1 protein-coding gene is annotated in these 529 nt (G+C 64.1%); it reads right to left on the bottom strand.

The window, feature by feature from the left end; all coding sequences use genetic code 11:
- A partial coding sequence (locus R7040_RS29705; protein ID WP_318098083.1) for an MFS transporter occupies positions 1-529 on the bottom strand: 529 nt, incomplete at both ends.

Here is a 529-nt window from a genome sequence, read left to right as displayed (position 1 = left end):
CATGAGTGCCCGCCTTTCGCCGAGCCGGGCGGCTACAGGGCCGGTGATCATTGCCTGGGCGAGTGAATGCAGAATGCCAAATGCGGCAAGCGAAATGCCGATCGTGGTCGCGTCCCAGTGAAAGCGATCCTCGCCGAAAATGACCCAAAGCGCGGCCGGCACCTGTCCGACAAGTTGCATGATGAAGAAGACCGCCATCAGGGCGGCGACGACGGTCATGCCCCGGGCCCACCGGAACGAAGCGAGCGGGTTGAGAGCCTCCCGGCGTAACGGCCGGCGTTCGCCTTTGTGCGACTCCGGCAAAAGGAAACAGCCCGTCAGGAAATTGAGGCCGTTCAAGGCTGCCGCGGCGAAGACCGGAGCGTGGGGGGAGAAACCGCCCATCAGCCCACCGAGCACAGGTCCCGCGACCATCCCGAACCCGAAACAGGCGCTCATTAAGCCGAAGTGCCGCGCGCTCTCATCGCCATAAGTGATATCGGCAATATAAGCGCCGGCTAGCGCCCCAGTCGCCACGGTGATGCCGGCG

The sequence above is a fragment of the Vibrio sp. 1069 genome, assembly GCF_033340555.1.
This window is presented reverse-complemented; position numbering and strand designations above follow the sequence as displayed.